General features: G+C 48.4%; 21 protein-coding genes and 2 pseudogenes. 8 read left to right on the top strand and 15 right to left on the bottom strand.

Annotated elements, in window-relative coordinates:
• Positions 1-136: 136 nt before the first annotated feature.
• Complete coding sequence (locus ACR2PX_RS18725) at positions 137-385, bottom strand: hypothetical protein (protein WP_434000879.1); 249 nt, start codon at positions 383-385, stop codon at positions 137-139.
• Positions 386-420: 35 nt separating this feature from the next.
• Between ACR2PX_RS18725 and ACR2PX_RS18720 the strand changes: the two are divergent.
• Positions 421-504: pseudogene (locus ACR2PX_RS18720) on the top strand (transposase); the annotation flags it as partial.
• A gap of 3 nt (positions 505-507) precedes the next feature.
• Here ACR2PX_RS18720 and ACR2PX_RS18715 read toward each other — a convergent pair.
• The 6 genes and pseudogenes from ACR2PX_RS18715 to ACR2PX_RS18690 all read right to left on the bottom strand — a co-directional run bounded on the left by ACR2PX_RS18715 (position 508) and on the right by ACR2PX_RS18690 (position 5,008).
• On the bottom strand, positions 508-804 hold the full coding sequence (locus tag ACR2PX_RS18715) for a DUF4365 domain-containing protein (protein ID WP_434000878.1): 297 nt from the start codon (positions 802-804) through the stop codon (positions 508-510).
• Between the two features lie 70 nt (positions 805-874).
• Complete coding sequence (locus ACR2PX_RS18710; RefSeq protein ID WP_434000877.1) at positions 875-1,465, bottom strand: hypothetical protein; 591 nt, start codon at positions 1,463-1,465, stop codon at positions 875-877.
• 396 nt (positions 1,466-1,861) lie between these two features.
• Positions 1,862-2,035: pseudogene (locus tag ACR2PX_RS18705) on the bottom strand (GNAT family N-acetyltransferase); the annotation flags it as partial.
• Between the two features lie 411 nt (positions 2,036-2,446).
• The gene (locus ACR2PX_RS18700; protein WP_434000876.1) at positions 2,447-3,649 is read right to left on the bottom strand and encodes a DUF6575 domain-containing protein; all 1,203 of its coding nucleotides are present in this window, start codon (positions 3,647-3,649) and stop codon (positions 2,447-2,449) included.
• Positions 3,642-4,046: a hypothetical protein gene (locus tag ACR2PX_RS18695; protein ID WP_434000875.1), complete on the bottom strand. Its 405-nt coding sequence runs from the start codon at positions 4,044-4,046 to the stop codon at positions 3,642-3,644. Before ACR2PX_RS18695 ends, ACR2PX_RS18700 begins: the two co-directional genes overlap by 8 nt.
• A 440-nt stretch (positions 4,047-4,486) precedes the next feature.
• Positions 4,487-5,008, bottom strand: coding sequence for a GNAT family N-acetyltransferase (locus tag ACR2PX_RS18690; RefSeq protein ID WP_434000874.1), 522 nt, complete (start codon positions 5,006-5,008; stop codon positions 4,487-4,489).
• Positions 5,009-5,307: 299 nt separating this feature from the next.
• On the opposite strand from ACR2PX_RS18690, the gene ACR2PX_RS18685 reads away from it, so the two are divergent.
• A complete protein-coding gene (locus tag ACR2PX_RS18685; RefSeq protein WP_434000873.1) occupies positions 5,308-6,522 on the top strand; it encodes an efflux RND transporter periplasmic adaptor subunit in 1,215 nt (404 codons plus the stop codon).
• 3 nt (positions 6,523-6,525) lie between these two features.
• Positions 6,526-9,729, top strand: coding sequence for an efflux RND transporter permease subunit (locus ACR2PX_RS18680; RefSeq protein ID WP_434000872.1), 3,204 nt, complete (start codon positions 6,526-6,528; stop codon positions 9,727-9,729).
• A gap of 116 nt (positions 9,730-9,845) precedes the next feature.
• Here ACR2PX_RS18680 and ACR2PX_RS18675 read toward each other — a convergent pair whose 3' ends face one another.
• From ACR2PX_RS18675 to ACR2PX_RS18650, 6 genes are all read right to left on the bottom strand, one after another.
• A complete protein-coding gene (locus tag ACR2PX_RS18675; RefSeq protein WP_434000871.1) occupies positions 9,846-12,170 on the bottom strand; it encodes a hypothetical protein in 2,325 nt (774 codons plus the stop codon).
• A gap of 450 nt (positions 12,171-12,620) precedes the next feature.
• Entirely contained in the window at positions 12,621-12,824 is a 204-nt protein-coding gene (locus tag ACR2PX_RS18670; RefSeq protein WP_434000870.1) for a hypothetical protein, read from the bottom strand.
• Positions 12,825-13,032: 208 nt separating this feature from the next.
• Positions 13,033-13,890 (bottom strand): mechanosensitive ion channel family protein, encoded by an 858-nt coding sequence (locus tag ACR2PX_RS18665; RefSeq protein ID WP_434000869.1) that lies wholly within the window; start codon positions 13,888-13,890, stop codon positions 13,033-13,035.
• Positions 13,891-13,934: 44 nt separating this feature from the next.
• Positions 13,935-14,135 carry a hypothetical protein gene (locus ACR2PX_RS18660; protein WP_434000868.1) on the bottom strand — a complete coding sequence of 67 codons (201 nt, stop codon included), beginning with the start codon at positions 14,133-14,135 and terminating at the stop codon, positions 13,935-13,937.
• A 404-nt stretch (positions 14,136-14,539) separates the two neighbouring features.
• Positions 14,540-15,526: an AEC family transporter gene (locus tag ACR2PX_RS18655; protein WP_434000867.1), complete on the bottom strand. Its 987-nt coding sequence runs from the start codon at positions 15,524-15,526 to the stop codon at positions 14,540-14,542.
• 158 nt (positions 15,527-15,684) lie between these two features.
• Positions 15,685-17,250, bottom strand: coding sequence for an AbgT family transporter (locus ACR2PX_RS18650; RefSeq protein WP_434000866.1), 1,566 nt, complete (start codon positions 17,248-17,250; stop codon positions 15,685-15,687).
• Between the two features lie 300 nt (positions 17,251-17,550).
• Between ACR2PX_RS18650 and ACR2PX_RS18645 the strand changes: the two genes are divergently transcribed.
• From ACR2PX_RS18645 to ACR2PX_RS18635, 3 genes are all read left to right on the top strand, one after another.
• Positions 17,551-17,850: a hypothetical protein gene (locus ACR2PX_RS18645; protein ID WP_434000865.1), complete on the top strand. Its 300-nt coding sequence runs from the start codon at positions 17,551-17,553 to the stop codon at positions 17,848-17,850.
• Between the two features lie 225 nt (positions 17,851-18,075).
• Positions 18,076-20,316, top strand: coding sequence for a hypothetical protein (locus ACR2PX_RS18640; RefSeq protein WP_434000864.1), 2,241 nt, complete (start codon positions 18,076-18,078; stop codon positions 20,314-20,316).
• A gap of 212 nt (positions 20,317-20,528) precedes the next feature.
• Positions 20,529-20,792 (top strand): hypothetical protein, encoded by a 264-nt coding sequence (locus ACR2PX_RS18635; protein ID WP_434000863.1) that lies wholly within the window; start codon positions 20,529-20,531, stop codon positions 20,790-20,792.
• A 3-nt stretch (positions 20,793-20,795) separates the two neighbouring features.
• Here the strand turns inward: ACR2PX_RS18635 and ACR2PX_RS18630 are convergent, their stop codons facing one another.
• Positions 20,796-21,677, bottom strand: coding sequence for a substrate-binding periplasmic protein (locus tag ACR2PX_RS18630; RefSeq protein ID WP_434000880.1), 882 nt, complete (start codon positions 21,675-21,677; stop codon positions 20,796-20,798).
• Between the two features lie 209 nt (positions 21,678-21,886).
• On the opposite strand from ACR2PX_RS18630, the gene ACR2PX_RS18625 reads away from it, so the two are divergent.
• Positions 21,887-22,264, top strand: a complete 378-nt coding sequence (locus tag ACR2PX_RS18625) for a hypothetical protein (RefSeq protein ID WP_434000862.1) — start codon at positions 21,887-21,889, stop codon at positions 22,262-22,264.
• A gap of 6 nt (positions 22,265-22,270) precedes the next feature.
• A complete protein-coding gene (locus ACR2PX_RS18620) occupies positions 22,271-23,035 on the top strand; it encodes a hypothetical protein (RefSeq protein ID WP_434000861.1) in 765 nt (254 codons plus the stop codon).
• 48 nt (positions 23,036-23,083) lie between these two features.
• Here the strand turns inward: ACR2PX_RS18620 and ACR2PX_RS18615 are convergent, their stop codons facing one another.
• The gene (locus tag ACR2PX_RS18615; RefSeq protein ID WP_434000860.1) at positions 23,084-23,527 is read right to left on the bottom strand and encodes a hypothetical protein; all 444 of its coding nucleotides are present in this window, start codon (positions 23,525-23,527) and stop codon (positions 23,084-23,086) included.
• Between the last annotated feature and the right edge of the window lie 282 nt (positions 23,528-23,809).

The following is a 23,809-nucleotide window of genomic DNA, read 5'->3' as shown; positions in this document are numbered from 1 at the left end:
CTCCAGATATCTGAAGGATCGAATCTCCGGGACTGGAACTATTCCCCGGTTATCAGACATGGTGCGGGAAAAATCTGTTCAGCTCATGAACCGCTCTGCCTACGAATTTTGAGCAGTTACGTTTTTACCTCATCTGCTATTTCTCTAATTCAGGTCTGCCCACGTCACCACCATCAAACCAAAAAAAACACATAGGCAGCTCTTCATCCAGCGCAACCCGCCGAATAAAATTCCCACGGGTTAACCCTCCAACAACAGCCTCCCAAAAAGCCAGCCCCTGCTCATTCTCTTTAAGCACCCGAACCTGCCACTTGCCCTGAAACTGATCAACCAAAGCCTTAAAGGCCTGACGACCCACACCCAGTCCTTTGAACTTCTTCAGCAAATTTGTGGGTGTCCTATTTATTCTCTATTTATTCTCTGTTGAAAACCATCTATGGAGTAGGCGATATCCTAGCGCTGACCATCCTTTATGAAATTGGCAATATCTCACGGTTTGAGAGCAGGTTAGGGGGCTGTCAAATTTGTGGGTGTCCTATTTATTATTTTTATTTTTGTCTCAATACGCAATCTAAGTTTTAAGGCCTTACTTAATTTTTCCTGGTCAGTTGCTTTGAGCTGTACTAAAAACTTGTTTCCTGTTGCTATGCCTTCGTCATCGAAAATTTCAACTTCACCATCTATTCCATAGTCATATTCAGGTGTTCTATAAACCCATGTTGATGGAATTGCATTCTGAATTTCTAAAACAGACTCAGCTTCAAGCTGATGAGTCCTATGTCTTTTAGGTAATCTTTGACTCAATGTATGAACTCTCTAAAATGCCTAACGCCGGGCTAAGCCGCGCGCCGAAGACGCGTCGGGTGGAAGGGCTTTAGCCCTGGAACGAACTTGAGCCCTTTGTTAGGCTCTTGTTGTATACACTACTTTGGAACTGTAAAAATGGATGATCTCCCAGATCAGCAGCAATGAACATTCTACTAATCAGATCCTTAGTATCAGAAAATACTTTGTTTGCATTTTCTATTTTACAAAACTCTGTCCAATCATTACCGATTGTGAAGAACCTTTCTTCTTGTTCTGTTAATTCAACAGGTTTACTTATCTCTACTTCTTCAGTTTTTCCATGAGCTAGTTGATCTCGAAATGCAAATGCTTCAATTGCGCTGCTAAAAGGTTCTTTATCGAGATCGTATTTTATTTCACATTTTTCCAGAAATGTAATGAATTTCTTCCTTTTTGATAGTTTTCTTTCCCTCTTACTCCAGTCATCGTAGAAATGCTCACCAAGATGGTTAAAGAAAGCCTCTAAAGCAAATGCAGAGTAGACAATAGTGTTCATTGAATGAAAAAACTGGCCCTCTTCATTTCTATTGCCTTCTTCCAAAGCTAGCCTTGCTGCCTTAAACATCCAATTATAAGTCGTTACTTTACCTGTGCCTGAAATGTGGTATGACTTTTTCATGGTTTACTCGATGTAGATATAAGTGCCTAACGCTTAGTTCAACAGCTATTAAAAATCAAACGAGCAATATTGGATATTACGCGCACGCGGCATATCCCCCAAATCAGGGACAATTCACTCACTTGAGATATACCTCAACTTTCCATTGTCTCGAAAAGACATTAATTTTCAATAGGCTATAAGCTATTTTTCCTATTGCCCAGAATAGGCCGCGTGTGAGTTATTTGCATTTCTTGCATCCTCACCCCCAAACCCAAAAAACCACATCCCCAACCCATCATCATCAGCAACCCGCCGAACAAAACGCCCACCAGAAACCTCATCAACAACAGCCCCCCAAAAAGCCAGCCCCTGCTCATTCTCTTTAAGCACTCGAACCTGCCACTTGCCCGGAAACTAATCAATCAAAGCCTTAAAAGCCTGACGACCCACACCCAACCCCTTGAACTTCTTCAGCACAAAGAACTGATCCATATCGAATAGGCTCGGGTCGGCCGGGTAATGTCTGACCAGGGCAAAGCCGGCTATTTCATCATTACACTGTATAAGGAAGGGGTAGTGGTCTTCTCTTTCCTGGTATGGGGTGAGAGCAAATTTGTGGGTGTCCTATTTATTTTGTTCGAACCTTTCTGAACTAACCGTCATGTGCCCAATATGAAGGGCAGGGCAGTGATTGCTGGCTTGCACGTAAAGCTTTGATTCCGGGTTTGCTTGCCAGATTTGTTCGAAACTGACCAACTATGAAGCCTTTGAACTGGCATGGCACGGTTGGAAAGAAAGTAGCCAACTTGCCAGGTCACATAACCAAAATGCTGATTTTGGCATGGCACGAATAAAGCAGAAGACAATGCCTGAATGCCAATTATGAAACCAACAGAGTGGCTCGAACCTTAACTTTCTTTCCACCTGTACGATGGTTACGTATTTGAGGCTACACTGAACTTCCGCCACATAACGCCTAAATCAGGTGCGCCGTAGGCGTCACCTGGATTTATTTGTTAGCTGCTGTAGGTCGGTGAGAATCCATTTGGTATATTCTGCACCTGAAGATGAGTTTGTCTCTATAACCTTTTTCAAGGTAACTTCATATATACCATTAATCTCAGAATGCTCTACTTTATTAACTGACTCTTCTGAAATCTTTCCAGAATAATCTTCATTTTCAGCTATATTTCGAACCCTGTAGCGCTTCGTTTTGACATCAAGTCCTAAGAGTTCCGCTTTAAATACTGTAGCTTCTGACATATCGATATCAATTTTACTAACAGCCTTATAAGCATTCACAATAGTGTTCTTGTCCAGTTTGAGATCTTTGCCTCTTTCAAGGTTTGGTGACCCCCAATTTACTTTGAGAGGCGTATCTAACTTAGCAAGAGTCTTTAAAAAAGACTTATATTTTGATGCGACTCGTCCTTGCAGTTCGTGCAATTTATTGCTGATAAAGTCTTCATTATCTCCAGTTTCAAGGAGATTAATCAGTTCATTTATAGCATCAGATGCTAATGAGTTTGAAAACAGATCGCTAGAAGAGTCGGATCTTAACTGTATACCGAATGAACCATTAAATATTTTTGTGGCCTTAAATTTAGTGGCTGTTAATATTTCAGCGGATATTGGCCCCTTTAGCGTTGGTTCACCATTGCAGTATTGTCCTAATGAGTCAACCAAGTCTTGGAATGATATAAGAATCGAACCAAACCCCTTAGCTTCATATTCAGGTAGTTTGCTGTCAATTTGATATAAGTGCATGTTAAAGATTTCTCTTCTTGAGGATACCGCTGCCTCAACTGCATTTATACAATCTGATTCTATTGAAACTGGTTCATCACATTTTAAGAAAACACCGTCTTTCGGCAAGTCGGCATTATCAATTTGCTCAGGGAATTTGTATTCGACTTCAGCTTCTCCATAAAAATTAGACTTTACGAAGAATATATAGCCATCTTCAGGGAGCTGAAATGCTTCTCGAAGTGTGATTTTTTGACTTATAACTGATGCAAGTCTGTCATTAGAAATGGGCAGATATATCCACTCGAATGAATCATAGTCATCAAATGTTGAAAGGACTAAGTACTGCGTACCTGTTTTATTTTTGCAGCTAAAAATTCTTGGAATATCAAAATACTGAAAAGTATTAACTATTTTCAGTTCACCAAGAAGCGTGTTCATTGGGAGGTTAAGCATTTGCAGCCTCCTCGATATCTACAGATTTGAACCTGCTAGCCATTTCTTTTGCATCCACTAACGGCCAAAGCGTATTGTGCTCGCTTGAATTTCTAGATGGCGTCTCAGCAATAACACCATCATTTTGACTGAGATTAGCAACAGCTAGCTTTTTCTTTGCTAAAGCTGGAACTTGCTCTGCCATATCGTCACATGCCTCGATGGTTCTGAAAACAGAGAGCCCTCTAGCCTGACAGCCTTGATTTCCCCAGTCTGTTCCTGGCCTCTGTTCGTAGTTCGATTTGAAATCTCTTTCCTTCGGATTGGTACGATTAACAAATCTATAGACCTTACCAGATACAGACTCTGCTGACTCTGGAGGACATTGCTCTGGGTAGTGATCAGGCCATTTCGCCATGTGAAAAATCCATTCTCTCTGATATTGCTAGCAACGCCCATAAGAGCAACCTGAGATGATACAGTCCTGAGCATTCTTACTGAAGCACTAAATTTACACTACAGCCAAAAATCATGCCACTCATTGGCATATCCACTGCTCAGCCTCACAGCAAGACCATAGGTCTGTTTTTTGCTCTTACCGATTTTAATGATCATTGATTGTGAGGAATGTTGCAGGGATTGTGATGAAGCAGCTAACAGCCATTAAAACCCAAGCAAGTAATATGAGATATCACACTCACACACACAGCATCCCCCCCCAAAACAGGGGCAATTAACTCACTTGAGTCATATCCCACTTTTTCAGATCTCTAAAAAAGTTATATTTATCAATGATCTATATTATTTTCTATCTGTTGAGCAGAATAAGCCGCGAGTGAGTTTTTACTTCATCTGTTATTACTCGAACTCAGGTCTGTCCACGTCACCACCATCAAACCAAAAAAACCACATAGGCAGTTCTTCATCCAGCGCAACCCGCCGAACAAAATCCCCACGGGTTAACCCATCAATAACAGCACCCCAAAAAGCCAGCCCCTGCTCATTCTCTTTAAGCACCCGAACCTGCCACTTGCCCTGAAACTGATCAACCAAAGCCTTAAAGGCCTGACGACCCACACCCAGTCCGTTGAACTTCTTCAGCACAAAAAACTGATCCATATCGAATAGACTCGGATCGGCTGGGTAATGTCTGACCAGGGCAAAGCCGGCTATTTCATCATTACACTTTATAAGGAAGGGGTAATGGTCTTCGCTTTCCTGGTATGGGGTGAGTGATTCCGGGTTAAAAGTAAAAAGGCCTTCTTGGGAGGGCGCTCTCTGCAAAAAGTCCGACATCTCGTAAATGTAATAGGGAAACAGGTTTTCGATGATGTTCATATCATCGGCTTTGGCCGGTAACAGCTGGATCTCGTTGTTCATTATTTATACTTCTTCTGCATTCAGGCACGCTACCGCCCTCACCAGGCTGTCGTCCTTATCAGCGGTGCTTAATGCCAGCTACTTAAATTGTGAAGCGGTCGAGAATACACAAAATCATAAGCAAAAGTAATGCCGGTTGGCCGAGGATAAATGAGTAATATGTAAATTAAGTGAAAGATGCTTTACAGGATCTCATGGCCGGAGTACAGATACTGTTTCACAGTTCTGGACTCAGGCACTTTCATCCAGTACTGTGCGACAGGATTATCATAATTATAAATGTCCCACGGACAGGTAACATGGCAAAAAACAACGCTCTCCGTCAGACAGTGGTCTCTCTGACGGTTCTGGCTGTATGCGGTGGTATTGCGTACGGTCTGTCGACTTGGTCCAAACCCCCCAAAAAGGAAGAAGAACTGGCAGTGGATCCTCTGGTGGAATTTCGGGTTATGATCCCCGAAACCCTGAGTTTCACGGTAGAAAGCCAGGGCGTGGTCCGTCCCTCCATAGAAACCTCTCTTGTTGCTGAAGTCGCCGGTGTTGTCACCGAAGTCTCTTCCCAGTTTGTCAGTGGTGGTGTATTCCAGAAAGGGGATGTGCTGGCCAGTATTGACGACAGTGATTATCGTGTGGCGGTACGCCAGGCAGAAGCGAACCTGACTGCCAGTGAGGCACGTCTTCAGGAGGAAAGCGCCAAAGCCCAGGCCGAACGTAAGAACTGGACTCGTTCGGGCCGGTCACTGGCCGACGCTCCCGATCTGTTATTGCGTAAACCGTTTGTAGCCGAAGCCAAAGCCAATGTCATGGCGGCCAGCGCCCAGCTGGAAAAAGCCCGTCGCGATCTTGAGCGCACGCGCATTCGTGCTCCCTACGATGGCATGGTGCGTGAGCGCAGTGTCAACCTGGGTCAGTACGTCACCACGGGTATCCAGGCGGGCTCCATTTTTGCCATTGCCGATGCTGAAGTCCGGTTGTCCCTGAAACCTTCTGATCTCAACTTTATTGATCTGCCTTCGGCCGGAGAAGTGGTGGAAGAGCCGGTTGCGGTGGAGCTTTCCCAATCCATGGGCAGTCAGACAATGACCTGGCAAGCCAGCCTGGATCGGGTAGAAGGTGTGGTTGATGAACAAAGTCGTATGCACTATGTCGTAGCCCGAGTGGACGACCCTTACGGTTTGTCTTCCGACGATGACAGTTTCCCTTTAAAGGCAGGCAGTTTTGTTTATGCCCGTATTCTGGGCAGCGAACTGGAGGGGCTGTTTAATCTTCCCCGCAGTGCGGTTTATGGCGATGGCCGAGTGCTGGTCGTGGATGAAAACAACAGCCTGCATTTTCGCCGGATCATCCCGGTCTATGCCGACGAAGCCAGTGTTTACTTCAAGCAGGGGCTGTCAGAAGGCGACCGGATCGCCATTACTCCTCTGGCCAATCCTATTGAGGGCATGCGGGTGCGTCTTATCGATCCCGAGCCGTCGGTAGCAGGTCTTGCTGTCCCGACAGACAGTGAGGGGTAAGCCATGGAGCAGACGACAGAAAACCAGAAAGGCTTTATAGCCTGGTTCACCAATAACTCGGTGGCCGCCAACCTGCTAATGATCATGATTGTGGTGGCCGGTCTGATGACGGCTGTCACCATCAAAAAAAGAATGTTTCCCGATTTTGCCGTGAACACGGTGCAGGTAGAAGTTATCTACCCGGGAGCAGGCCCTGAAGATGTGGAGCAGGGGGTACTGATCAAGCTGGAAGAATCCCTGCGGGACATTACCGGCATTAAAAAAGTAGTGTCCATTACCTGGGAAGGTTATGGTCGGCTCCGGGTGGAGCTGGAATCCGGTTACGACATTGACCAGCTTTATGACGATGTAAAAACGGCGGTGGAGGGGGTCACTAACCTGCCCACCGATGCCGAAGAGCCCACTGTCACCAAGCTGGAGCAGAATGAGCAGGTGCTCTATATCTCTCTGTACGGTGATATGGATCGCATCTCGCTGCAGCGCATGGCCCAGACCCTGCAAGACGAATTGCTGACTCTGCCAGACGTGCTGAGCACCAATCTGCTGGGCGAGAGTGGTCTGGAAATCTCGATTCTGGTGTCCGAGAAAAAGCTGCGTCAGTACGGGCTCACTTTTGATGAGGTGGCCCGTGCCCTGAGAACGTCGTCCATTGATGTGGCCGGTGGCTCCATTAAAACCGACGACGGTGACATTGCCGTTAAAACACGGGGTCAGGCCTACAAGGGTTTTGATTTCTACGACTTTGAAATTCGTACCAACCCGGACGGCAGTCGTTTGTTGTTGTCCGACATTGCCACCATTCACGACGGCTTTGAAGAAAGCCAGGGCTTGATCCGCTTCAATGGTAAAACCGCTGTCGCCATAGAAATTGTTTCGGAAACCGAGCAGAACGACATCAAAACGTCCAAAGCAGTGCGGGCGTATCTCGACGAGCGCAAGGCCAGCCTGCCCCAGGGCATGGAAGTGAAGATCTGGGGTGACATTTCCCATTATCTGCAGGGCCGTATGGACATGATGATGGAGAACATGTTCTACGGAGCCATTCTGGTATTCCTGCTGCTCAGTCTGTTCCTGCGTATTCGGGTCGCAATCTGGGTGATTGTGGGTATTCCGGTGTGTTTCCTCGGGGCTATCTGGTTAATGCCCAATGGCTTTATGCCGGTCTCCATTAATATGCTCAGTCTGTTTGCCTTTATCCTGGTGCTGGGGATCGTGGTGGACGATGCCATTATTATTGGCGAGAGTGTCTATACCCAGATATCGCGGCATGGTCACACGCCCGAAAATGTAGTGGCCGGGGTAAAGCGGGTGGTGGTGCCCGCTACCTTCGGGGTCTTAACGACCATGGCTGTGTTTATACCGCTGTTGATGATCGAGGGTTCCGGTGCGCCTTTCTTTACCGCGATCTCACTGGTGGTGATTTTCTGCCTGATCTTCTCTCTGGTGGAATCAAAAATGATTCTTCCCGCCCACCTGGCCCATATGAAAAAGCTGGAGCAGAACCCGGCGAAAAAAGGGTTGGTGACCCGTATTCAGGATCGCTTTGCCCTTTGGATGGAAGGTTTTGTTGAGCGCCGTTATCTGCCTTTGATTGGGGCGGCCGTCAGGAATCGTTACCTCACCATCAGCGTATTTGTCGGGTTAATGGTAGTGCTGGTCGGGGTGATCCAGAGTCCGCTGATCCGTTTCTCCTTCTTCCCGGAAGTGCCCAGTGAGTTTATTCGGGTTGAGCTGGAAATGAGTGCCGGCAGTTCCATTGCTGAACGTGACGGTGCCCTGACCCGGATTGAACAGAGCATGTTCAAGGTTGACGAAGAGTATCGTGACAGTCATCCGGACGAGTCCGGGCTATTTGACGGCATGATGCTGTGGAGCCAGGGCGATACCACAGGCATTGTCTTTGTGGAGTTGACCAAGAATGAAACCCGGACACTGGGACCCAAAGAAACCGCCAACCTCTGGCGGGAAGAAACCGGTGAGATTCTCGGGGTCAAGCAGTTAACCTTTTCTTCCGGGCAGAATGCCGGGGGCTCCAAGCCGGTTTACTTCCGTCTGACCGGATCGGACAGCAAACAGTTGGATCTGGCTGCGGGCGCTTTGGAAAAACATCTGAACAGTTACGAAGGGCTGTTTGATGTGGAAAACTCTGCCGACGCATCCGCCGACGAAGTGGTGGTGGATATTCTGCCTTCTGCCCAGGCTCTGGGTTTGAGTCTGGCGGACCTGGGTAACCAGATTCGTCAGGGCTTTTATGGCGAAGAAGTGCAGAAGATTCAGCGCGGTCGGGAAGAGGTGAAAGTGATTCTTCGCTACCCACCGGAAGAACGGAACGACCTGACCGACCTGGAAAAAGTACGGATTCGAACCGCCGATGGTAACGAGGTACCTTTCTATCAGGTGGCATCTGTGGAAAAAGGCGAGGGCGCCAGTTTCATACGACGCACGGATGGTAAACGCTCACTGGCGGTGAGTGCCGATCTGGATAAAGAAACACTGGACACCCAGACGGTAGTGGACGATGTGATGGACAACTTTGCTCCGGAACTGAAAGCCCGCTATCCGGAAGTGGATATTGTGCTGGGCGGTGCCACCAAGGAAGAGATGGATTCCCTGCAACAGCTGCTGGTGCTCACGACCATGGCTATGTTGCTGGTTTATGCACTGATCGCCATTCCGCTGAAGTCTTACCTGCAGCCAATGATCATTATGGGCATTATTCCCTTTGGTCTGGTGGGAGCGGTGATTGGTCACCTCATCCTGGGACTGCAGCTGAGTATGATGTCGATCTTTGGTCTGATTGCTCTGGCCGGTGTTTTGGTAAACGACAGTCTTATTCTTGTCGACTTTATCAACAAGGGCCGGGATCAGGGCATGAGTCTTTACCATGCAGCGGTGCAGGCTGGTAAGGAACGCTTCCGGGCGATTATCCTCACCTCATTAACAACCTTTTTGGGTCTGGTGCCGATTACTCTGGAGCAGAGTCTGCAGGCACAGTTTGTTATTCCCATGGCGGTGTCACTGGGCTTTGGTATTTTGTTCGCCACGGCCATTACCTTGATACTGACGCCTGCGCTGTATCTGGTGATCGAAGACATCAAGTCGGGCTGTCGCTGGATCTGGACCGGGCAGAAAAGGCCGGATATGGAAACAGCCAGGATCCCGGAGCCCGGTTATGAGAGTCGCCGGGAGGTGGAGACCACCACCTGAGTCAAGGCCAATAGCCTGACCGCAAAACCAGGAAACCTCTGCTCCTGGCTTTGCGGGTGAATCTCAGAGCGCCATCCTTTCGGATGGCGTTTTGCTATCAGACACTGTGTGCAGTACTAAAAAAGCCCCCCCGACAGGTAATTAATCGCTAAGCCTCCAACCGTCATTACCATTGTGTAGAACAAGCTGGAGCTGCCGGTTGTGGACACGCCGGAGTTTGTTGTGGCGCCATCGGTAGGAGGTTGAGGGGTGGGAGTTCCAGTGGGTGATGGAGCTACCTGTTGGGTGGTGCTTGCTGATTCAACCGGCGTTGTTGTTGAGGAAGGAGATACAGCAACAGAGGTTGAGGCAGAAGCAAGGCTGCTGGATGCGGGCATCTGAGCATCGCTGATGGAGGCTGAAGCAAAGCTGCTGGATCCGGGCATCTGAGCATCGCTGATGGAGGTTGAAGCAGGGCTGCTGGATGGTGCCATAGCAACAAGAGTTGGTTCAGTCACAGAACTGCTGGATGAAGTCATAGCAGTACTGGTTGGTTCAGTAACAGGGCTGCTGGAGGAAGTCATAGCAGCACTGGTTGGTTCAGGAACAGGGCTGCTGGATGAAGTCAGAGCAGCGCTGGTTGGTTCAGGAGCAGGGCTACTGGATGGAGCCATAGCCACAGTGGTTGACTCGGGAACAGGGCTGCTGGATGGTGCCATAGCCGAACGGGTTGATTCGGGAGCAAGGCTACTGGATGGAGCCATAGCCACAGTGGTTGACTCGGGAACAGGGCTGCTGGATGGTGCCATAGCTGTACTGATAGCCGTACTGGTTGATGCGACAGCAAGGCTGCTTGATGAAGTCATAGCAACACTGGTTGGCTCAGGCATGCTGGATGAAGTGGGTTCTAAAACTTCTGTGGAAGTAGGCTTATCAGCATCTACGAAACTGGTGCTGGGTTCAGGCATGCTGGATGAAGTGGGTTCTAAAACTTCTGTGGAAGTAGGCTTATCAGCATCTACGACACTGGTGCTGGGTTCAGGAAGAACAGGTGTTGAAGAACTGGCAATCCCTGTGGAAGTGGGTTCAACCATCGTTACCATCGAGGTGCTGGTTTCCATCCTGTTTTCAGTGGTGGTCGTTGTTGTTTCTGGCTCCATGGGTTCCGGGGTTATTCCACTGCCCTGATCGTCAGGCATCTCATTAGCAGCGGCACGAAGCTGTCTTGCCAAAGGAACCGTCGGTAATGACAGGGTGACAGGGCCTATACCCAACTCATCATAAGTGATGCCGGAATACCAGGGGGCTTCAGGGGCTACATACCAGCGAATATACAGGTCGCCATTCACTGGAATGGGTTGATGGGTATAGCCGGTTAACTTTGTATTGCTGAGTTGTTCGATGGGGAGGGGCTGGGAAGAAAGATCTTCAAGTCGTTTAAAAACAGGTTCCCGAACCGATTGTTGGGAAATGGTCGCATAACTCATTCTGATAGAAAGGGGGCTCTGATCTTTGTAGATAAGCAGTTCGCTCTCTATTTTCAGGAAATTGATTTCTAGGCCTGTATTGTTGCGGATTCTCAGTGTGACGGTGCCCGGAGTGAAATTTCGATCGTCTGACTGGAGCCACAGATAGGTCACCCCCTGATGTTGCATAGCGTACATTCCTCCCTGAGAGACTCCGGCGGCAATGGGGCTTTGCTGACCGGATTCATAAGTAGAGCCGAAAGCGTATCGTTGCTGGCCAATTCCGTTGATACTCCAGCTGTTGCTGTCCAGACTCCCCATGATCTGTCCGCCTGGGGACAGCCCTGCACCGGTAAAATCAGAAAGGGTGAGAATTTTCTGCTGTCCGCTCATTTCATCAAGACTGTCAATGGAAGCCAGGGGCGAATGGGGGGAGGTTGATGTTATGGGGACTGAGGTGGGAGTTATTGTTCCGTCTGCTGATGTCGTGCCTCTTAACTGGAGTTGGTTTCCCAACGACTTTGTAAAAACAATAAGTCCCGATGGAAGATCGGTGTCTGTCGAGGTCACGAAGCACTCCCCACCCAGGCAGATGAGTTGCCCTTGAATGAGTTGGTTTCCGAAAAGGATCAAGGCATCGGGATCAGGAGTGTTTATTGGGGTTGATGTGGCCAGGGCCATCTGATGTTCGTTAATACTGTCCAGAGGGGTGTAAATATAAATCAAGTTTTCGTCCGAAGAGATCCTGGTGACAGGTGTCACTGGACTGTTTTCTGATAACGTTGTTTTAAAGGAATTTAGGGTGGAACTTAGTTTGGTTTTACTTTTACTGCAACGTTTTGGAATGACGCCGGTTACGCCTCTGTTATTAGCGTCTATGATAACGCCCCGACAGTCAGCGGGAACATTCATGGAAGCAGAAGAGTTAGCTTCGGGTTTGAAGAAAGGAAATTCATCCGCTGTTTCGTGTTGAGCAAATGCGATATCAGGAAGCAAAAATCTGCTAATACATAGCAGTGTTAATAAAATGCCGTTTCTAAGAGATAACATGATAGGACTCACATTTTGCAGGGAGGTATGAGCTAAAAACAGGGCAGTTCATTGCTTGAAACAGTCATGAACAAGACGACAGTATAGCTGTGATGGATTACTTCAAGCTCAAAAAAGGCTTGGTATCTATTGAAGATAGAGAATAAATGAAAAGATATACAGTCATTGATTGGTTTAATGGTTTAAATCGGGTATTCAGTGAATTGAATGACAGCTTTATATTACGCCGTTTTTTAAACTGTTTAATATGATCGGTCAGACAAGAAAAGAATGAAATGATTAAAAAGTTATCCGAACAGGCGATCTTATGATCTGATTCATTTCTTTATTAACGCCTTCTTTCTTCTTAATAACAGACTTTAAATAACACTGCTCACCAGCCAGCAGTTTCAATCATTATTTCATCAGGTGAAGTTTAATCAACAATAAAAGTCCGGGAATAAAAAAGCCTACGATGGCCCCGGTTTCCCGATGACCGAATTTTCTTTCGGTAATGCTTCCTGCCAGTGCCGTCAGGCCCAGCCAGGAAATGAAATAGCTGAGCACAATCGTCCATTGGACGAGATCCAGGCTGTTGAGCGTCTGCTGCAGGTTGTCCATGTCAGGGTGCCTTCTGAATTTGTTGTTTTCTCGGCAGATTCCGTCCAATAAAAGCTTGTTGAAAGTGCGTGGTCGCTGTGTGGTTTTCTGAAACTCGTTACGGCGTTGTACACAGCTCTACAAATTAAGCTTTCCGGTCTTAACCAGAGATGAACGCAGCAGTCAGTGAACTGTAAATATTGAGCCGGGTCATAGCAGGGGGAGCGGGCTAACCGAGGGGGTCTTTCAGTGCCTGCGAGTGTTCCAGGGCCAGTCGGGGTTGTGGAATGTTGTGGGTCTTCATGACTTTTAGCAGCTCTTCCAGAATTTCTGAGCGGATTTCGGTTCGCTTGCGCACCTGGGTGATACGGTAGCGTGCTTCCAGAGCTATGGCAGAAACGCAGCTCTGATCATGGTCGTCGCCAATAGAGCGGACAACCAGAGAGCCAGTGCCGGGCAAGACTCTGGGGTTTTTATCCAGAATCTCCAGAACTTTGGCCCGGATCAATTCAATGTCGGCATCGAAATCGACCAGAAAACGAATGCGCACCCGAATGGGCGATTTGTTGTCAGAAAAGTTGGTGATGATGGAGTTGGACAGCTGATTATTGGGGTAATTGATGCTGACACCGTCGGTATTGCGGATGCAGGTTCTTCTCAGGCCAATATCCACCACATCGCCCCAGCTACCCCAGTGCCCCCCGATGGACTGGATTTTGATCCGGTCGCCGATCTTGACGGGCCGGTCGGTAATCAGGAACACACCGGCCAGAATATCGGTCAGGGTTTCCCGGGCAGCCAGGGCCAGAGAGACACCAAAGATACCGGCACCGGCCAGCAGGGGAGAGATCTCAATATGATAAATATTGAGAATGGTCATCAGGGTAAAAAAAATGATGAAGATCGAGAGCAGATTGCGGGAAAAATAGAGGACCCGGTCGTCCAGGTCACTCTGAGTGGATTCGCAAATCCGGGCCAGCCTGGAGAACAGTTTGACCCTGAGCAGGTAATAGGCGGTCAAGGCCAGCATCACTACGACCAGTGATTTGACCAGGGGAAGCTCCCACAGAGCATAGGTTTTCAGCATGTTGTCTGATCCTTGAAAGGCACTGAATCAGTCAGGAAGGAGGGTTAGAGCATACAAAGGCCGACGACAAAAACGATACCAGGTACAAAGAAGCCGATCAGTGCGCCGGATTCCCTGTCGCCCCAGCGCTTGTCAGAGAGCTCGCCCATCAGGTAGGTAGCGGCAATCCAGACAAGCAGGCAGATAACCAGAATAATCCAGCCGGTGGTCGACATTTCTTCAAGAATTCGATGCAGATTGAACATTACAGCCTCTCGGGTATTGTGTTTTTAAAACTACTCCCTTTAACCATAGGAGCCTGATCGGGAATAGTCAGGTCGGCCTAACGTTCAGAAAGAGCGGCCACTTTTTCCACTGGGTTGGATTAAATAGATGACTATTCGCACAAACCCAGTGGAAAAACTGACTCGCTCTACTGAACATTATGCTCGACCGATATCCCTCGATCAGGCTCCTAGTCCAGCATAGACGGGCTCCGGGAAAGCGCACGGTTATAACGCTGATTAGTTAGAGTGGCTGGAGCGCGATGAGTTCCCCGGGCGGGTAGGGCTCAGGCAGGTTGAGGCTTGCTAAACAAGGTACAAAAGTATCAATTCTGGAGGGCGGACGGGGAAGCCGCTATCAGCTACCTCCCCGTAGAAGGTCGTTCTTACCCTAAAGCACTGATGAGCTGAATGCTGACAGGGACAGAGAACAGGGCTGCCAGAGTGCTCATCATGACGGTTGAGGCTGCCACTTCCGGGTGAACATCCAGCTGCTTGGCGATAACAACAACATTGCCGGCCATGGGCGTTGCCAGCATGACCATCAGTGCCTGGGGGTCGAGGGTAAACAGCTGCAAGATTAAGGCGCCCAGGATGGGAATGAACAGATGCTTCCAGCCTATGGAGGCGAGAGAGAAGGTCCAGTCAATCCTGAGCTGGGTGAACTTCGACAGGGTCATACCGATCACCATCATGCCCAGAACACTGTAAGCGCCTTTAAAGTTGTTCATAAATTCAGCCACAGAGCTGCCAACGGACACGGACATGAATTTTAAGGTCAGGGCAGAAAGCGCGGCATAGCTAATGGGGAGTGAGATCACTTTTTTGAAGCACTCGGCGTTGCTGAACTTACCCTTGGCCGTGATGTAATAACCCACAGTGAATTCGTAGAGATTCACTCCAATGATAATAAAGATGGCAATGGCCACGTACTCTGCAGAAAACAGCGAGAGCACCAATGGCAGAGCAAAGTATCCGGTGTTGCCTGTGCCTCCTGCAAAGGAGAAAAGGTTTGCCTTGCTGTCATTCCAGAGTGTTCTCCCCAGAAAGAAAGCCAGAAGTGCAAAGCCGGAAGAGAGTAGAAAAGCAGCCAGAGAGTATCGGAAAAAATGGATATCTGCCGGAGACTCCATGATGGAAATAAAGATGACAAAGGGAGAGATAACATAAACCAGAATACTGGAGATGTCCTTTGGATCGACTCTGAACCGCCGACCGACAAACCAGCCCAGCACGGCAAGAGAGATTAACAGTCCCACTTTGATATAGAGTTCACTTCCCATTCGGTATTTTTCTCTGATAGATCGATTGTTATTACTGAGAGCAGCGCCTGCTGTGCGATTTTCTGACCCGTCCTTCTTTATTATTGTCATCCTGCGTGTAGGAATTTATACACTGTCGTTTATTGCGGGGATAGGTAGAACTGCCTAAGGCGGTTTCAGGCAAAGCTGTGGAAGTGGGATTCAAGGCAAGCGGTGAAGCATCTGGCCAAACCCAGGGGTTTAGCCAGATTTCGGAGCAGAACTGAACATTACTGAGGTGGGTAAATGTAGTGCCCCTGAATACCCAGAGGCAGGCCCAGTGACCAGTAAATCAGCAGGAAAATAGACCAGAGTACCAGCAGGCTCAGAGAGTAAGGCATCATCAGCGAGGCCAGACTGCCAATGCCGGTGTCTTTCACATAGCGCTGGCAATACACGACAATCAAAGGGAAAAAGACCATTAAAGGCGAGATAATATTGGAGACCGAGTCGCCAACACGGTAGGCCGCCTGAGTCAGTTCAGGGGCAATGCCCACGGCCATCAGCATGGGAATCAGGATCGGGCCTATCAATGCCCATTTGGCAGAAGCTGAGCCGATCAGAAGATTAACAATGGCCGTTAGCAGAACCATAAAAATAATGGTGACCTGGCCAGACAGATCCAGAGCTTCCAGAACTTCTGCACCGCTGAGCGCCAGCAGGGTTCCCAGATTGGATTCGCCAAAGGACGCCAGAAACTGAGCGCAGAAAAACGCCATCACCATATAGGAACCCATGGCGGATAGGGTTTCGCCCATGGCATCAATCACATCTTTGGCTTTCTCGAAGGTGCCTGCCACCAACCCGTAAACAATGCCCGGTAATACAAAGATCAGGAAAATCAGCGGCACGATGGATTTCATCAGAGGCGCTGCAAGGGCGGTGAGCTCTCCGTCAGGGGAGCGCATGGGAGAATCTTCCGGGTAGACATAAAGAGCCAGCAATCCCAGGCCCAGCAGCATGGCAAGGCCTGCCAGTTTGAAAGCCCGGCTTTCCAGCTCGGTGTAGCTGCCCATATCCGTGGCTTCTTCCGCATCGTGATCAATGGGCACGTGCCAGTCCAGCCGGGGCTCCACCACTTTATCGGTAATAAACCAGACCACCAGAACCACCAGAATGCCTGATGCCGCTGTAAAGAACAGGTTACAGAGAGGGTTTACCAGATAGTCAGGATCAAAAATCTGTGCGGATGATTGTGTGAACCCCTGCAACAGTGGATCGGTTCCTGTGGGCACAAAGCTGGCCGCAAAACCCCCGGACACTCCGGCAAATGCAGTAACAATCCCGGCCAGAGGGTGGCGACCTGCCGCATGAAAAATAATGCCGCCCAGGGGAATAACCAATACATAACCTGCGTCGGCTGCGAGGTGGCTGAGAATTGCAACAACAACCAGCATGGGGGTTAACAGCTTGTCATGGGTGACCCCCAGCAGTTTCTTCAGGCCGGTATTAATAAAGCCGGACTTTTCAGAAACCCCTACCCCGAGCATGGCGACCAGAACAATGCCCAGGGGAGCAAAGCCGGTAAAGTTGGTCACCATGGACGACAGGAAGGCCGCTATGGCATCACCGGTCAGTAGATTATTGACTTCAATGGACTGACCGGTAGTGGGGTGAATCATTTCGACATTGAATTGCGCCAGCACGGCCGAGCAGATCCAGACAATGATCATGCCATAGAGAAACATTAAAGACGGGTCTGGGAGCTTGTTGCCAACACGCTCAACAGTATTCAGGAATCGATCCATCCAGGTGTTATGGTCTGGATCAGACGGCAGAGGGGGTGTCTGGCTCATGGGATTTCAACAACTTGAGTGAAATGGATTTAGCCAGGCAGGCCTATTGAAGGCGGATGGGAATCAGGAGCCTGCTCAGACTGAAATCATCCGCCCGTAGAGGTTGTCATTCAACGTATGATCGGCCTGACCATTATTGAGAATGTAGTTTAGCTGTTCGCAGGAGGATGCGAGCAGTAATTTGAATAATCACGTATTGTCGTCTAGCTCGAAGCTCCTGGAGTTTCAGTGGTGAATAAAACATCTGCATCGCTCTGAATAAGCTACTTTTATCAGCCTCCGTCGGTTGGCATAAGAAGAATGTATATCTATTTTTTGATCTCAATACTGGCACTGATGATGACATCGTTAGTGTGGGCCGGAGAAGCCGATGAGGTCATGGGTTCGGATACCCGAATCATTCACTATGATGGCATGTTGGTCACTGCATCCTTTCCGATTCAGCAATGGGGTAATCAGACCGAGGCGATAGACGTTAACTGGAAAGGTCATGAAGCCTTCGCACCGCCACTCACTCTCTGTTCGACGGCAGCCCTTTATCAGAATGAGGACGTTTACCGAAACGTTTCTATCAGTCGGGAATTCAATGGCCAGTACTAGGAGCCTGTCGGACTTAAGACTATTTCGGCCTAAATTCCAGAAAGAACGGCCCAGTTATTCGATGAATTCGATTAAATAGGTCAACTATTCTCACGAATCCATCGAATAATTCGACTCGTTCTACTGAAATTTATACTCGAAAGCATAAGTCCGACAGGCTCCTATCTGAATCGGTTAACACCAGCGAGCCCTGACGCCCGAATTCAATTGGCGAATGAAGGGACTTTGCTAAAACACTGCAGCCAGGTTTCGGGTGATCATTCTGAGGCTTTCTGGAGTGTAGCCATTGAGTTTAAACAACGTATTGAACCCATTTTCGCGTATTCAGAGCTGGCGTATCGTTTGACAACACTGCTGCAAAATAGCACCGGTGCCTTGTCTGATCCTTCTGAAAGGTCGGGCCAGTCAGGCTCGACCGCACTGGAAAACGGGGGGTTGTCATCGGCTTCTTCCTGGGAGTATCCACAAAAGCCAAAACGGGGAGGCAGGAGTCTTGTGAATATAGAGCTGGATATAGACCTGACTCCAGTCTTCATGCCTGAGTTGTTGCAACAGAATGGTGCTTCCGATGGAGAAGACGAACAGCCTTTACTGGTGGAGGTTTTGATTTTCAATGAAGAGCAGTCCTTTTCTACGGTGTTAACCGGTTCGCAATGGATAAAGCTGATCAGGGAATATGGCATTTCCCGTTCAGGTATTTTGGCTTTTCTAAGGAATCGCGAACGTTCAAGGGAAGAAAGGGCTGAGATGGAACAGGTTCTGACTCAGGTGTTGGCCAGGCAGGATGAGGGCATTGCATTCTCAGATGATGATGAGTTTGTGAGAAAGCTTCTGGACGAGTTGGCGATCCCTCAGAGCGTAGAGTTTCAGGTTCTGGAAGCGATGCCCCCCGGCATTTTGTTGTATGGCAAAAAGAAAAAAGGCAAAGGAGGCTCGGGGGCGCATGGAGGAGGTAAAGGTCAGGGGGTGAAGAAAGCGCCTTCACGTGGAAAGCCGGGCAATGGGCGAGAAGACGCTGCTCATAGAGAGGGGGCTGCGGAAGGGGGGCAGTTACCTTCTGGCAATGGCAAAGATCAGTCATTGTTGGGTGAGGGAGCCGACCTGAATGTTGCCGCCATTATTGTCAGGAGCCGGTTAAACAACATGATGAGCCATGATTCGATACTGCTGGGGCTTTATGGTGCCGGATTATTGGATTGGGAGCAGTTCAACAGACTGTCACAAATGCAAGACAAGTCGGACTGCAGTCATCAGGTGATGGATATCGCCAGAAGTCTGGTTGAACTGGGGGAGAAGCTGGATTTTCTTCGTGTTGTTTATCAGGCCGCTAAACGTGAGGTGGATAACCCGTCGAAAGAGTTGATGAAGAAGGTGCCAACCAAGTATCAATCTGCTGTGGAAACGGTGCCTCAAGTGGTACTGGTCGAACTTGATAATGCTGAAGAGATGGCGGCTCTGATGTCGAGAGTGGCGGCAATGTCATTCTTTGAAAGCCGGAATCTGGCTGATTTTCAACGCCTGCTTCGGGGAAAGTGGCCCGATATATTCACTTCTACGGAGGGGGATCTTTCTGGCAGAGAGGTTCTGGAGGTTTGTCTGGGAAGCTATTCCTGTGGTTTTAGATACCTCTATGTGGAGAAAAAACTGCTTGAGAAAGTGAGTGTTTATCTTTCTCCCGAGCTCAGGGCTTATGTGGAGGCCAATGGTCTGGATGATCTTAAAGACAGGCACCCTCCCGTTCAGTTGTATATTCACAGTATCGGGATGAGCACGGGCTTCTCTTTAGTCATGAAAAGCCCTTTCAGAATGTTCTCAAAAGAACAGGCACAGAGACTGGAGTCCGCAGTGAAGCAAGCTTTAGCAGCCAGCAATGGCAGAAGCATGTCTCTTCCTGGCGAACTGGTGTCAGAGCTGGAGCTCAGTGATATAAAGATTGTGAAGACGGATACCCTTGGAAAGAAGGTTGAACCTCCTCCGGGGATGGAGGCATTTCAGTCCATTTACGAAGCCGTGATTCAGTCAGACTCGGTCAGGCAGGCTCATGAACTCACTCAGTCCATCATTAACGGGGAGCCTCTGACAATCAGTCCAGAGATATCTTCCGAGGTCTATCTGGTGGCTATGCTGGATTATGTTCAGGCAATAGAAGATGGCCATTTAATGAGCAGTGAACAGTCTTCCATTGTGAAGGAGTATCTTCATAACCTTAAAGATCTTTTTCAGGGAGTGGTGCCTGACAGTCTGAATCCGATCCCAGTTGTGGCGAATATGATGGGTGTCATTATGATGGAGGGAGAGGAAGGAGCTATGTTGTTTGGAACGGTGGATGAGGGGGTAAGACATACGATTAACTTTTTTCGATTAAGCATCGATTTTCTGCATCATCGAGTGGGTCTTTATCAAATTTTCACGAGCGGGTTTGCCAGGGAGTTGTCTCAGTGTCTTGAGCCTTTGGGCTGCCTATAGTTGAGATTGCAGCGGGCAGAGGGCATTTATCCTCGGCGCTGGCGAGAGCGGGGCATTCGGTTGCCAGGACGACGGATATCAATGAACCGAAACTTGCCTGGGGAGGTGTTCAGGTAGAGGCCGCAGCAGCCCAAAAAGCCGTCAAGAAACACAAGAATAATGTCGTTTATATCAGTTTGCAATCCAACCTTGTCATGCTAAAAGGCCTGGTGATGTCAGGAGAAAAAATAGTCATTCTGCAGACCGGCAAGACGTTTTCTAAAGAACTTAAAAGTTTTTTGACGAATATGAGGTTGAGAGTTCTGGAGCTTAATATTCCGGGTTATGTTCCGGTAATGACGGACGATAGAGTCAGGTTGCTGATGCTGAATATGAGCCAGGAAGAGTATGATGGAATCGTTGCTCAGATTCCAGAAAGGTACAAGAAGCTTCTGCCTGTGATAGTTCCTGTTCCAGCGTCGACGGCTCGCAGGTGAGTGTTAGCGAGGGCGTTTGCTCAGGCTGAAGTCCATCCATTTGTAGAGGTTGTCGTTCACTGTATGATCGGCCAGGCCGCTGTTGAGCATGAAATTCAACTGTTCGGAAAGTGACTTGAGGGGTAACTCACAGTCCAGCTTTTTGGAAATGCCGACGTAGAGTTTGAAAGAGGCGATATCAACAGATGCTTTTTCAAACCGGCCCTCGAAGTCCAGCAGGGACATAAACAGGTCCCCCTGGGTGTCGGGGTAAATGGCGTAGTCGACACGACCGACGTTGAGCATGAGCAATCCCTGCCTTGCATGAAAGGTACGAATCAGTCGGAGGTTTTTGCGTGCGTATTCGTCGAACTCTGTGCCCAGGCTCAGGCCTTTGGGCGTTACGCCCAGGAGTTTTTTCAGGTCGTCCCAGCTGTTCAGATCCTTGTGCTTGCCTTTTCTAACCAGCACAGCGTATTTCTGGGTGTAGATAGGAGGCTCGATAAAGTGCACTTTATCTTCCAGCTCGGGTGTTCGAACCATGGCCGGGTTCAGATCGATTTCACCAGACTGGAGCTTTCTTAAAACCCGGTTGATGCCGCCCTGATAATCGGAATCGACTTGAATACCTTCTCTGGTGAGAATGTCTGAGACCAGTTCGGGTGCGGCTCCCAGGGTCTTCTGGTAATCACCCCAGATAATCGGAGGCAGGTTAGGGTGACCGGCAAGCAGGACATGATCACATTGGCGAGATTTGCCCTGAACGGTGTCCATGACAAGCAATAAAGTGAAGCCCAGGGCTGATAGCAAGATGTACTTCAGACGGGTAGAGATTTGACCGGCACCAAAGAGTAAACCCTGTCTTAGGGGGTCAAGGCTGTTTTTGCATTCAAGGCCGTTGATCATCACAGCTTGCCATCCTTGCTCTTTCTTATTGAAAACTGCCTGGATTCTTATGCACTTCGTTATACGATTGCTGGGCAGTATTTCTTGCTTATGGCGATTTCACAGTACAATAGCTGCAGTGAATCTCTCCACTATTTAGAGACCTGACTGCTTTTAAAGCAGTGGTCTATCCGGAGAGTAGGCATGATTTAATCGCAGGCATCGAATCTATGCAACCCTTACATGGCAATGAAACGGGTTTCATTGCGTCAATCAGGCAGGAAACAGCAACGAATTCCTGCAATATTCGTTCTTTGAAGGCAGGTTTCAAGGTTGAGGTGCCCGTTGCGGCAGTAAGTCTGAGGGTGGATTCTCAGGGGCGCTGGATCAGCTTTAGAGATGAGACCGGTTTCTATCGGCGTTGTATGAATGGGTGTGTTGTGATGGGCCACTGTGAGAAGTGGTTATCAGATGAATCTTATGCTGAGCTTTTGGATCGAATCCATTCCGTTGTACAAAAAGTCATCCGACAGGAAGCTCTTGATGACGCTCTGCAGCTGATTCTGGAGCAGGCCTTGAAGCAGGATGTCTGTTTCTATCGTCAGTAGTCTGAGTTGTATAAATCGGTCTACCCGGAAGATGTACCGATCCTGCCACCGGATCGATATCGCGATATTGTCGTTCAGCCCCTTATAGGCTGTCCTAACCGGGCCTGTACCTTCTGTGCGTTTTATCAGGACAAACCTTTTCGGGTATTGAGTGATCAGCAATGGCAGGAGCATCTGTCCGGTGTTGAACAGTTAATGGGTGAGTTGCCGGGTGACAGGGATGGTGTCTTTATTGGCTCCGCCAATGCCATGGCTTTATCCCAGCGTCGTTTAACGGCCTGCCTTGAGAGTATTGAACAGAAACTGGGGCCGTTAAAACGAGGCATGGCTGCTTTTTCTGATCCTGACTATTCTGTGCAGCGAAGTTCAGAAGAGTGGCAGTTGCTGGCTGGTAAAGGGCTTGCTCAGCTGGTGGTGGGTCTGGAAACCGGCTGGGGTGAGCTCAGAGGCCAATTGGGAAAAGCAGCAGATCTGTCTAAAGTGACTCAGGCGGTTAAGGATTATCAGTCCGCAGGTATTTCGGTAGGACTGACTGTTTTGTCTGGAGTAGGTGAAACAGGTGATGGCCAACACAAGCTTGAAACTCGAAAGTACATTGAGCAGTTAAGCCTGAGCGGAAAAGACAAAATTTATATTTCACCGCTGGAAACCGATGGGCATTGTTCCGACTTTGCTCTTGCAGAAGCGGAAGAACTGCAGGAAGGGTTATCAGCCTGCACAGATGCCAGGCTGATTCCCTATCAGATGCAGCGTTTTCATTACTATTGTTAATGTTCGAGACTGATCTTGCTGAGATGCTGTAATCGAGCGGAACACGGCTTACAAGTCATCCCAATCCTCATCATAGGAAAACTCATCGATTTCTTCCTCAGAAAACATGTTTTTTAATGTGGGTTGCTGTTCAGTGGTCTCTTCTTTATGAGAGGTGGAAACCGTCTGCCGGGTATGGCAATAGAGCCTGTGTGAGAGATTATCGTAAGCCAGAAGCAGGTGGTTGTTCAGACAATGATGGATACCTGAAAACCATATGACTGGCTGCTGTTCATAGTCTGGATTATGAAGCAGCAGATAGTTTTTGTTGTCCCGGGTATCCAACAGTATCTGAATGTTTTCCATTGCTGACAGTCTTGGGGACAGGTTTTCTTTCTTAACTGAGTGACACCCGTACCAGCCCAAAAACTCAACAGCAGACTGGTCTTTGCGACAGGTCGATTGAATAAAGAAATATGTGTTGAAGTCTTCTTTAGTGAGATGGTTCGCCATACTCAAGAGCCTTGGCTTTAGCACTGCATTCTGGTTTTCAGCAAAGAGCTGGCTGGCTACTGAACTCTTTTTTGTATGACGGACTATAGCGTCAGGACTGATGGCAAGGGCTTGTCTATAGACTCTTTTATATTGTTTGGATATGCAGAGACTACTGGGTTTGAAACAGTATTGAGTAATCTATGATTATCTATCATAATCTCATACTATGGATAAGAGATTAGTCAAGATTGGTGAAGCAGCTCGCTTGCTGGGTACTGACCACTCAACATTGAGGAAGTG

The sequence above is a fragment of the Endozoicomonas sp. genome (assembly GCF_051008435.1).
Lineage (GTDB): Bacteria > Pseudomonadota > Gammaproteobacteria > Pseudomonadales > Endozoicomonadaceae > Endozoicomonas_A.
The sequence above is the reverse complement of the archived record's forward strand: the minus strand, read 5'-3'. Positions and strand labels throughout refer to the sequence as shown.